Source organism: Chryseobacterium kimseyorum (assembly GCF_025971945.1).
Taxonomy (GTDB): domain Bacteria; phylum Bacteroidota; class Bacteroidia; order Flavobacteriales; family Weeksellaceae; genus Chryseobacterium; species Chryseobacterium kimseyorum.
Genome location: NZ_JAPDHW010000003.1, coordinates 345,151 through 356,076 on the forward strand (window position 1 = coordinate 345,151; position 10,926 = coordinate 356,076).

At 34.9% G+C, this 10,926-nt stretch carries 10 protein-coding genes; 5 read left to right on the plus strand and 5 right to left on the minus strand.

Translation table 11 applies throughout. The annotated features are described in order from the left end of the window. Window positions 1-184: 184 nt before the first annotated feature. Window positions 185-1,615 carry an SDR family oxidoreductase gene (locus OMO38_RS06595; RefSeq protein WP_264749413.1) on the minus strand — a complete coding sequence of 477 codons (1,431 nt, stop codon included), beginning with the start codon at window positions 1,613-1,615 and terminating at the stop codon, window positions 185-187. A 263-nt stretch (window positions 1,616-1,878) separates the two neighbouring features. Between OMO38_RS06595 and OMO38_RS06600 the strand changes: the two genes are divergently transcribed. The 4 genes from OMO38_RS06600 to OMO38_RS06615 all read left to right on the plus strand — a co-directional run bounded on the left by OMO38_RS06600 (window position 1,879) and on the right by OMO38_RS06615 (window position 4,380). Beyond that, window positions 1,879-2,421, plus strand: coding sequence for a flavin reductase family protein (locus OMO38_RS06600; protein ID WP_264749414.1), 543 nt, complete (start codon window positions 1,879-1,881; stop codon window positions 2,419-2,421). Window positions 2,422-2,653: 232 nt separating this feature from the next. Beyond that, window positions 2,654-3,013 carry an RNA polymerase sigma factor gene (locus tag OMO38_RS06605; protein WP_264749415.1) on the plus strand — a complete coding sequence of 120 codons (360 nt, stop codon included), beginning with the start codon at window positions 2,654-2,656 and terminating at the stop codon, window positions 3,011-3,013. A 421-nt stretch (window positions 3,014-3,434) separates the two neighbouring features. Continuing rightward, window positions 3,435-4,055, plus strand: a complete 621-nt coding sequence (locus OMO38_RS06610; RefSeq protein ID WP_264749416.1) for a DUF4142 domain-containing protein — start codon at window positions 3,435-3,437, stop codon at window positions 4,053-4,055. A 196-nt stretch (window positions 4,056-4,251) separates the two neighbouring features. After that, the gene (locus OMO38_RS06615) at window positions 4,252-4,380 is read left to right on the plus strand and encodes a hypothetical protein (protein ID WP_264749417.1); all 129 of its coding nucleotides are present in this window, start codon (window positions 4,252-4,254) and stop codon (window positions 4,378-4,380) included. Window position 4,381: 1 nt separating this feature from the next. Here OMO38_RS06615 and OMO38_RS06620 read toward each other — a convergent pair whose 3' ends face one another. The 4 genes from OMO38_RS06620 to OMO38_RS06635 form a co-directional block, all read right to left on the minus strand. Continuing rightward, entirely contained in the window at window positions 4,382-4,645 is a 264-nt protein-coding gene (locus tag OMO38_RS06620; RefSeq protein ID WP_264749418.1) for an SWEET family sugar transporter, read from the minus strand. A 122-nt stretch (window positions 4,646-4,767) separates the two neighbouring features. After that, complete coding sequence (locus tag OMO38_RS06625; protein WP_264749419.1) at window positions 4,768-5,898, minus strand: serine hydrolase domain-containing protein; 1,131 nt, start codon at window positions 5,896-5,898, stop codon at window positions 4,768-4,770. A 120-nt stretch (window positions 5,899-6,018) separates the two neighbouring features. Beyond that, entirely contained in the window at window positions 6,019-6,783 is a 765-nt protein-coding gene (gene map, locus OMO38_RS06630) for a type I methionyl aminopeptidase (protein WP_264749420.1), read from the minus strand. Between the two features lie 24 nt (window positions 6,784-6,807). Beyond that, window positions 6,808-7,167 carry a prevent-host-death protein gene (locus tag OMO38_RS06635; protein WP_264749421.1) on the minus strand — a complete coding sequence of 120 codons (360 nt, stop codon included), beginning with the start codon at window positions 7,165-7,167 and terminating at the stop codon, window positions 6,808-6,810. A 233-nt stretch (window positions 7,168-7,400) separates the two neighbouring features. Between OMO38_RS06635 and OMO38_RS06640 the strand changes: the two genes are divergently transcribed. Further along, complete coding sequence (locus tag OMO38_RS06640) at window positions 7,401-9,557, plus strand: outer membrane beta-barrel family protein (RefSeq protein WP_264749422.1); 2,157 nt, start codon at window positions 7,401-7,403, stop codon at window positions 9,555-9,557. Window positions 9,558-10,926: the final 1,369 nt, after the last annotated feature.

Here is a 10,926-nt window from a genome sequence, read left to right on the forward strand (position 1 = left end):
TAAATTTTTGATGTTTCGAATCTATTTATAAACTCAAAATTGATACCGCCGACTATTCTATTTTAAAACAAAAAAATATTCCCGGCCGAGACCGGGAATATTTGTAGTTCCTTTAACAGGTATTTTTTTTAATAGTTATTTCTTTAATTTCAATTTCTGTGCCAATTTTGTTTGGAATAATAACTTATTTTGTATCCTCACTCAGTTTGCTGATCATTCCGTTAAAAATATACCCATGGAAAGGCAGGACTGCGTACCAGTATAGTCTGCCAAAAATCCCTACAGGTCGGAACGTTGCTTCCTGAATGAGTTTGCCATCAGTAATCTTAAATTCCAGCCACGCTTCACCCGGAACTTTCATTTCAGCAAAAAGAAGAAGTCGTTTTTCGTCCCTGCTCGCATACAGCACTCTCCAAAAATCAATACTGTCTCCTGCATTGATTGATTTGGAATTTTTGCGCCCTCTTTTCAAACCTACGCCGCCAAAAAGTTTATCGATACTTCCGCGGAGACTCCACAGATAATTGGCGTGATACCAACCGTTTTTTCCTCCAATACCGAAAATCTTGTCGAGTGTCGCCTCTTCGTTTTTTATTTTTCTTGTTTTCTTATCTTTAAATACACCCATAGTAGGAACTTCCAAAAAGTTCCACACATTCTTTGAATATTTGTAATTCCCAAAGGAATCATACCATGTAGAGGAAACATCATTCTGTTCAATCTTATCAAAACTTAATCTTAAACTGTCCCGATACGGAAGCAAATCGATATTCAGTTTTTCGGCAAGATCATTCTTTTCTGCAACGACATTTACTTTCATGCTCTCGACCAGATTTTTCGCCAAAACGTACGAAGTAGAGGTAATAAAATACAACCAGTAAGAAGATATTTTTGGACTGAGAACGGGAACTGAAATGATTGTACGTTTTAATTTTCTTTCTTCTGCAAAGGTGAGCAGCATCTGTTTATAAGAAAGTACATCTGGACCTGCAATATCAAAATGCTTATTATAAGTAAACGTTTTTCCCATAACACCCATTAAAAATTCAATGACATTTCTAATGGCAATTGGCTGACAAAGGGTTTTTAACCACTTGGGAGCAACCATTACAGGTAGTTTTTCTACAAGATCACGAATAATTTCAAACGACGCCGATCCGGAACCGATAATAATGCCTGCACGCAAAACAGTCAGAGCATAAGAATCTGACTGAAGTTCATCTTCAACATCTTTTCTTGACTGTAAATGTTTTGAAAGTTGATCATCATTCACAATTCCCGTGAGATAAATCACCTGTTTACAGTTCGTTTTTTCGATTGTGGCAGCAAAATTTTTAGCGGAAATTTTTTCAGCTTTGCTAAAATCTGCGTTGGCAGACATCGAATGAATAAGGTAATATGCAATTTCTATATCATCATCTACAGGAGAAAGAGTCGTTGCATCATTGTAGTCATGCTCTATAACACTCAGTTGCTTCTCGTAATTTTGATAAGGCGATAGGTCAAAACGCTTTTTATCGCGTACAGAACAGATGACTTCATGGCCACCGTTCAGGAGTTGAATAAGGAGTCTTTTTCCGATGTAGCCTGTAGCGCCGGTAAGAAAAATTTTCATGGATAAAATATTTTGTGATAGGTGGTGATAAATTTTGCAGCTCTCTCATTTCTCTAATAAAGAAAAAAGGGAAGTGGTGACTGTACAATCAGTTACAAATCTGAGACCAAGAGAATTATTCGTGTGTGTTTAATGGCCAATGAGAAAATTCAGATTAGGTTATTTAAAAAATTTTTAAATCATCATCTTCTGTCTTTCTGATGATAATTAAACCAAACGATTGCACGAAATTAAAATGGTATTATAATCGTATGGTTTTTTGTATGAAAAATTATAAGAAGAACAAATATCCTGTCACTGATGTGCGGAAATTCCTAGAACCTACACCAACCGTTCTGGTAACTTCTGCATATAAGAAAGAAAAAAACATCATGACGATGGGATGGTATACCATTATGGAATTTTCACCTTCACTGATTGGATGTGTGATTTCCAGCGGTAACCACAGCTTTAATCTCATCAGAAAAAGTAAAGAATGTGTGATTAATATCCCGACTTTGGAATTGATGAATACAGTTGTTGCTATCGGAAACTGTAGTGGTTCTGAAATTGATAAGTTTGAAAAATTTGATATGGCTGTGCTAGATGGAGAATTTGTAAAAGCACCTCTGCTTAAAAACTGCTATGCAAGTTTTGAATGCAGACTTTATGATAATAAACTCGTGAAAGATTACACCTTTTTCATATTTGAAATTGTAAGAGCCCATGTCGCTTCAAAACCCAAGTATCCCAAGACGATCCAGTACCGGGGTGACAGTCATTTTCTGGAATCGGGGAGAAATTTTATGATTTCTTCTGCAAAATGAAAAAAAATTAATAATCTCACATGGTATTTGAATTATGTTTGGCATATAATTTTCTATAAGACAAAATATCTAATAATTTTTAAAATAGGATAGAGGTTCAAATTCTTATTTTTTTTAGAAACAAGAATACTGTTAAGGCGTTAATATCTTTTAATCATATGTTAATCCGCTTTTTAAATGATTTATTGGTTACAATCAGGAGATGGAATTATGATGTTTTTAAATATGCCTTATGAAAACAAAATTCGAAAAAAAGTATACAGACCAGGAACTGTGTCTTTTAATTCAACAGAAAAATAAAGCAGGCTTTGATAAACTATACGATCAATACAGCTATATGGTTTATGGATTGGCTTCTAAGACCATACGTTCAAAAGAATGTGCTGAAGAGATTGCTGAGCTGACTTTCTTAAATATTTGGAATTCTATTCATGTTTTTCAAAATCAAAAAAAGAATTTATGTCTCTGGATCGTTTCAGTACTTATAAGTACGGCTAAAGACTATTTAGAATCAAAGAATATTAAATATATAATCAACACCGATAATTTTCCCGATTTTGCCTTTGATATTCTTGAAGAGGAAGCATGTTAATTTTTTACAGTTTAATAAATATTACCAATATTTAATTTCCCATTACCTTCTTTCTACAATTTCTCAAATTTCTTCTATGCATTTTAAGTTAAAAGTGAAATACATTTATTGCTTACACTATCGCTCGTTCCCAAACCCATAACATTTTATTGCAAATCTATTCGTAATGTCTCCTGTTACGACGTAATGCAACCAATAGAACAAAGTAACCAAATTAAAAAGACTTTTTAATTTTTGCTAAATATTTCTGCACATCAACAGGAAAAAAACGTGTTTGCGAGATTGAGTTATATGTGTAGATTAAAATTTAAAACATTGGCAATTAAATTACTGAAGTCCTAGCGTTTTGGCAGACAAATTGTTACAGCTAGTGCAGAGTATTAAAAATTCTACTCTGAACTAAACCAAATCAATATAATTTATGAAAAATTCAATTCTAACTCTGTTGGCAGTTGCTGCAATGGTAGCCTGCAACAAAAAAGAAAGTACGGCAGTTAATAATTCGGGAGATTCTACCACCGATATGTCGATGCCCGCAGATTCTCCAATGACCCTTAACGATTCTGCATCTGTAGCTGATCCTAATGCAGCAACAACTACCACCACTTTAAGTGATCAGGACAAAACGTTTGCTGATGCAGCTGCGAGAGGCGGAATGATGGAAGTGATGATGGGGCAACTTGCCGCAACTACTTCTACCAACGCAACGGTAAAAGCTTTAGGAGAAATGATGGCTAAAGATCATGGTAAAGCTAATGACGAGCTTAAGAAATGGGCTACAGCAACAGGTTATACTTTACCAACAAGCCTGAATGCTGAGCAGCAGAAAATGCATGACGATCTTAAAGCTAAAAAAGGTGCTGATTTTGACCGTGCATATACCGACTTAATGGTTACCGACCATAAAAAAGACATTGCAGAATTCAAAAAAGAAGCTTCAGGAGGTTCAGAAGTGTCACTGAAAGGTTTCGCCAGCAAAACTCTTCCTACCTTAGAGCATCATTTGATGGAATCGGAAAAAGCGAAAGCAGCAGTAAAATAATTAGATAGACTTAAATATTACCGATCAATAGCACATCTCAGGGTGTGCTATTTTTTTATGTAATTTACGCCAATTCTTTCTTGTGAATCATTCTTTTTATATTGTGTGTTGAAGGCCACAAGTATTTAAGAGCCCAAGCAATCCCATTTTTAAGATCAACATTTAAAAATGTAAGTACCAGATCCAAATGACAATTTTGAAAAATTATATACTGTCAAACTTTATTGTAGGAGATAACAATTCTATGATTGATAAGCTTATCGGCGAAAATATTATGGATGTAAACTTTATTGAAATTAAATTTAAAGAAAATTTCGCTTTTTGATTTAAAGTGCCGTAAAAAATGCAAAAAGACCAAATAGTATACCCGGAGAATTGGCGATAATGATAGGCAGGTCTCTTTTTGGTTTTTTAAGTACGCCATAGATCACCCATAGCATACAATTTATAGCCGCAACGAGTGGCTGAAGCCAGTCACCTTTTTGTCCGTCCAGATTACTGCTGATTTGCGGGATGTAAGAAACATACATGGCCATCGATGTAATGGTAGCTACAATACCCAATATTCTGAAAAATTTATCGTTATCCATTACTTGTCATTTATATTAAAGTATAAGTGAGAGTTATTTACAAGTAACGTGCCCCAAAATGAATAAAGGTTAATTTTTAATATAAAGCTTCAATTAAATCAAAGCTCTGAATATTATAAAATCTAAAACACTTGGGTAAGTTCTTCTGTCAGGAGCTCAACCTGAACAGGTCGTTGCTTTTTATCAACATCCAAGCGGTTATAAATGCCGGTTTTTACAATAACCATATTTTTTTCTGGGATCATAATGATCAGCTGACCAAGAAATCCATAGAAAAAGCGATATTTCAGAGCACTGTCATCATTTGCCCAGACGGTATAGCAGAAGGCATCATTTACTTCTGTAGGACTAAGAAGTTTGCCACAATATCCTTTGCTGATAAGTTGTTTACCGTTCCATTTTCCGCCCTGTAATATTAGCTGTCCAATTTTTGCAAAATCTCTGGAAGTGGCATGAATGCAACAAAAAGCTTTTTCCAAACCTTTCTCATCAGTGCTCCATTTGGCAGAAAATTCCATTTCTAATGGTTTCCAAAGTTTCTCCGAAAGATAGTCTGCCAGATTTTTTCCAGTAACCTTTTTTAATGCAAGGCCAAGAAGCTGGGCAGCCACGCTTTGGTACTCGTATTTTTCTCCGGGCATTTCTTTTACCTCGACTTCGAAAGCCTGTGCAGCAAGATCATCAATAAAATACTGTTTAGAATTGGGTGCAAACGGATGGTGGTATTCTTCTTTCCAGTCGAGACCGGCCTGCATGGTCATCAGATGGCGAAAGGTGAGAAATTGCCCGTACTGACTTTTTTTATATACAGGATATACCGATGAAATTAACTCATCTTCAGACTCGAGATAACCGTCATCAATGGCGCATCCCACTAAAATGGAAAGAATACCTTTAGCCATAGAAAAGGAATTTAATAAAGAAGAAGAATTATGATCTTTCCAGTATTCTTCGTGAACTATCTTACGGTTCCGAATAACGATAAGCGATGAAGCACGTGTTTTTGCCAAATCTGCTAACACAGTTTCAGGTAAAGTATTGATATTGTATTCAGAATCTTTTTCCCATTGTCTGGGATTCAAATTAGCTACGGTACGGGAAGGAAATTTTTCTTCATCATCAGTTGAAGGCGCCAGTGGTCCTTTTTTTAAATTAACTGCGACGGCTTTAAAAATATATCCGTACCCTGAAAGGTAAATTGCAGCCACGACCGCTGAAGTTCCCGCTAAAAAAGCAGCCAATACTTTTTTCATATTTAAAAGGTCTGATTTATTTTCAGGCATTTAGCAAAAATAAAAAATCCTGAACATTAATATCATGTCAGGATTTTAAATAAATTTATTTTTTTTAAACTTGCTAAAGTAATGCTTATATCAATTCCATACTCCGTTCATTTCTGTTAAAATGACAGGTTTTCCATCGGTGATAAGAATAGTGTGTTCGTGCTGAGCCATAAATCCTCCTTTGTCACCAACCATCGTCCAGCCATCATTAAGTTCTACAGCATATGAGGAGGTTGTGGTAATAAAAGTTTCAATAGCTACCACAGAATTTTTTTTGAATCTTCTCTGGTCAAACCGGTTTCTGTAATTCAAAAGTTCTTCGGGCTGCTCATGAAGGCTTCTTCCTATACCGTGACCGCCGAGATTTTTTATAACTTTATAACCTTTCTTTTTAGCCTCGGTTTCCATAAGATAACCGATGTCGGCTATTTTCACTCCGCCTTTAATTGAATGAATAGCTTTTTTTAAAATTTCCTTTGAGGCATCAACTAATTTCTGATGTTGATGAATGTCTTCACCGATTACAAAAGAGTTTCCGTTATCAGACCAAAAGCCGTCAAGCTCTGCAGAAACATCAATGTTAATTAAATCGCCTTCTTTTAAAACCGTTTTGTCTGAAGGTATTCCATGGCAAAATTCATTATTAACGCTGATGCAGGCACAGCCAGGAAACTGATAGGTTTCAAGCGGTGCCGATTTTGCTCCATAGCTTTTTAAAATAGCCGCTCCGAAATCATCCAGCTCTTTTGTGGTAATGCCAGGCTTCACAAAAGCTTTCATTTCTTTCAGTGTGTAAGCGACAACATCACTCACATTTTTCATTCCGATAAGTTCTGATTCTTTTGTTATTGACATATTAATATTTTAGGTTGTAATCAATCAGTTAAGATCATAGTTGGAAATGACCATTCTCAAAATAAAATGTACATACTCCTGATCAGCTTCTTTTCTGTTCAGCAGCTTATTTCTGTAATCGTATGAATTTAGAGTACGGGTCAGTTTCTCGTAAGATTCAAAATCTTCACCTTTAATTCTGATTCTTAGATGACCATCTTTTCTTTTGATAATTTCATCGTTGAGCGTTCTTACTTTAAACAGAACTTCACAAAGTTTTGGGTTAGAATTCATTTTCCCCATGTATCTTTCAACGATATTAATCTTGAACGAGTCGAATACGATGGTATTAAAAACAATCTTAGAGCCAGGCTCCTGCGTATTGAGTTCAAGTTTATAATTCATTTCTTTAAATTTTAACAAATTTAAGCAGAATATAAAAACATTCAAAATAATTAGCCTGCAATGATTAATATATATTTTCATTTCTAAATAATGTGAATTTTTTTCTGAATATATAATGTTGATTTGTTGGATGTTAAATCCTTAATATTGAAATTAACTAAATTTAACACATCGTCAATGTAACAAATATTCCCCTGCAGGTGTCTTATGGGTAGAAAAAAACTTTCCTTTAAATGAAAACCATTTTAGCACCAATTGCTTTATTAATAGGTACTCTGGCTATTGCTCAAACTGCAAAAGACACCACGCAAGCAAAAGAAAAAAACATTGAAGCTGTTACTTTAACCTATAAAAAACCAACCGTTGAATCTAAAGTTGACCGCACGGTCTTCAATGTCGCAAATTCTTCCATTCTTGCCGGAAATACAACTTGGGATGTTTTGAGAATGACTCCTTTGCTGAGTGTAGACAACAATGATGCTCTGAAAGCAGAAGGTGAATCTGTAACCGTATATATCAACGACCGAAAATCTATTTTTACGGGTAAAGAGCTGAAAGAATATCTGCAGACGATTCCTGCAGACAATCTTATGAAAATTGAGGTGATTACAAGTCCGTCTTCAAGATATGAGGCCACGGGTTCTGTCATCAATATTGTTTTGAAAAAGCGTGATGATGAAGGAATGAAAGGGAGTATAACTTTTAATAACAGACAGAATACTCAAAATTCTCAGTACACGAATTTCAATTTAAATTATCATAAGAAAAAATTTACTCAGACATTAGTAGGAAGCTACAGCGACAATACTTTTGTGCAGAAAAACTCGTTTCTCAATACGATTTACGAAAATAATGTAGTGACGGAAGGAAATACCAACAGTATATATAAAGGTAAGAATCCTTCACTGTCATCAACATCAGAGTTTGAGATCAATGATAAAAATACAGTCGGAGTCATCGTAGAATTATATCAGGGTAAAAGAAATAATTCGTCTGAAGCAGAAGCGTTGCGTCAGGTGAATGGTGTTTTCGACCAGTCTTACGATCAGAACCAAAATTCATCTTCACTCAGTCGTAATTTGGGAACCAATGTTTTCTATAAATATTATGACAAAGAAAAGAACAGAATTTTAGATATTAATCTGGGGACGAACTACGATGGAGAATCTGATCACAATTATTTTATTAAAAATACAGTTTCAAGTGTTAATCCGCCTGCCATTAATGAAATTGGTGTTCTTTCGGATATTGAAAACAGAAATTACTATCTAAAAATTGACTACACGCAACCGCTGGGCAAAAACGGTGGAAATCTAGAAGTGGGAGGGAAGATGGATTTTAATAATAATGTAATCCCAAATGATCTTTATGGAAATCAGTTAGATGGTCTCAGCACGAAAGATATCTTTCATTATGAAGATAATATCAACTCATTGTATGCCAATTATTCGAAGACCTTTTTTAAAAAATTAGAAACCAGATTCGGTATCAGATACGAACATATTGACTATAAAATCCGCCAGGATATTGCAGGAACTTCACGCAGAGATTCTTACGGAACTTTTTTACCCAATATTTTGCTTAAATATTCGTTTTCCGAAAAATATGATCTAAGTTTAACGTACAACAGGAATCTTTGGAGACCTTGGTACGCTGAATTCAATCCTTTTATGCAGCCTACGAATGATGGTTTTTATACCCGCGGAAATATGGACCTTCTCCCAAATCCGAGCGACAGACTGTATATGAAGTTGGGATTTTTAAAGAAATATTTTCTTTCGGCGAGATATATGTATACCAATCAGGATTATTGGACCGCTTATTTGACGGAAGGTGATAAAATCATTTCTCAGGAAACTAATTTTACAGGTAAAGTGCACAAATATTATCTTTTCGCAAATACCAATCAGTCTTTTTTGAAAAACAAACTGAATGTGAATCTCGGTTTTGGCTGGAATTATCTCGATAACAGTGACTTCAATACAAGAAATCAACTGGAAGGTGCGGCAAACTACCTGAGTTATTGGTCAGGATCTACTAATGTATCTTATACCAATTTGTTTAATAAAAACATTAATCTGAGTGCATGGGTAGAAATATCTAATCAAAATAACGGAAATTCCTACGCCAACAGAACCAATGTTTTTCACAATATATCGGCGACAAAGATCTTCCCCAAAACAAAAATGGAGCTCAGTTTACAGCTTATGAATATCTTTGGCAGACCGAATTTTGACTCAACTACATTCAGTCAAATCGGAACTTTCAGAAATTCTACCAAATCCGACTGGTATGGTTTTTCCTTAACATTTGTAAAACGCTTCGGAAACCAAAAGGTGAAAGAAAATACAAAAACCGATGTTGAGAAAAACAGCGGTGGTGAAAAATAATTTTTTTATATAATAAAGACGGGTAGTGATCAATTCATTATCCGTCTTTTTTCTTGATTTCTAATCTGGCTTTTTTCCTATTCATATATATAGATGCAAAAGAAATTTTTTACTGATTCTGCAACACCTTTAGCAAATCGTGAAAGTTTCTCTCTGTTGAATATTCCAACCTACAGTTGATACTGAGTTGCTGAAGTCCTGTGTTTCTTTATATTAATATTAAAAATACAGACGTTTAAATTATAACTAGGGTACTGTTTTACTCTTTTCCAAAACTTATAAAGATTTACAATGCACTCAGCATTTTGAAAAATCTTCACATCAGAACAACTTCAATAAAGAAATTTTTACAGTCAATGGACATAATATAGGATTCGCATTTTGGGTATTACTTATCTAGCACGATTTTCTTTAAGGTGAAACAGATTTAGAATGATCTTTTACCCTAATTTAAGATTAAGCTCTACAAGAGTTGGATGTCTGTAGAGACGATGAAGTTAAAAGTAAATAAGCTCCGTAGGAGTAGAATGTTTGTGGCTTTAGATTCCCGAGAATAATTACAGCACCTCAGAAACGTAATGTTGTAGCATAATAATTCTTTATGTAAAAAGCTCCATAGGAGCGCCATGTTTGTAGCATCATCATTCTGTATATAAGAAAGAGCTCCGTAGGAGCGCCACAAAGAGCGGAGCAAATTACAAAATACAAGTACAAAACGTAAAACCTATTATTCACAGCGTACGAAATCTAGCTCTCCATTCGCTTCATCCAGCTTTTGTACTAAAAGAGCATTCATTGCTAACTCCCACTCTCCAACCTGAACTATTCCTCACGTCACCAGACTTTTACTCAAAAACTGCCATCCCACACGTTCACTCTCAAACCCTCCCTCCAACACTCCTAACATCGAGCATCCTTCACCCAGCATCCAACGCCGATCACCTACCACTCAACCTCCCAACATTTTTCTCTCACGCTTTCAGTTAATTACCAACAAATATGAATTAAAAGTAAACATTATGTTAAATATATTTGGAAGTAGAGGGGTAAACGTACTACTTTTGCCCCACTGAAAAACGAGAGTGAGTCAGTAGCGCAGAAGAGCCTTTAGGTAGGCAGGAACAAAAACTCTGAATAGAAATTAACTTAAAAAATTCGAATAAATTTTAATCAAATAAAATTTGTGGGAATAAAAAAAGTTTTTATCTTTGCAGTCCCGATACGGGGAGCGCAGGAGTGGATGGATTAAGTGTTGAAAAAGGAGATTAGGGTTACTTAAAAAACTTTAAAATTTCTTCAAAAAACATTTGGTCAATTAGAAATAAAGTTTTACTTTTGCACACGCAAATACGGCAAAGCCCAACGACAG